At 43.8% G+C, this 249-nt stretch carries 1 protein-coding gene; it reads left to right on the forward strand.

Going from position 1 to position 249, the window contains the following annotated elements; genetic code table 11:
* The coding region (locus AC5JJ6_RS20895) for a hypothetical protein (protein ID WP_496043907.1) at positions 1-199 on the forward strand (199 nt) is incomplete at its 5' end.
* Positions 200-249: the final 50 nt, after the last annotated feature.

Consider the following 249-nt stretch of genomic DNA (forward strand, 5'->3'; position numbering starts at 1 on the left):
AATCCTGCGGCCAGCTTATGATGCTGCACTCCGAATTTCCTATCCAATCACCGATCCCATCAAAAGTAAGATGTTCAATGATCTAGTGAAATGCTTTCGTTGCGAGCTAAGATATTTCTCCAATATTTCAACAGTTAAATACCATAAGAAGTTGAGAGATTTTCGAGGGAGTCTTGGAAGCTCTGCGCTGATGGAGTGATTGCTCACGGGGTTGACAAAAAGGGTTGCGCTGGAGCTCGCAATATGAGT

The sequence above is a fragment of the Skermanella sp. genome (assembly GCF_059503625.1).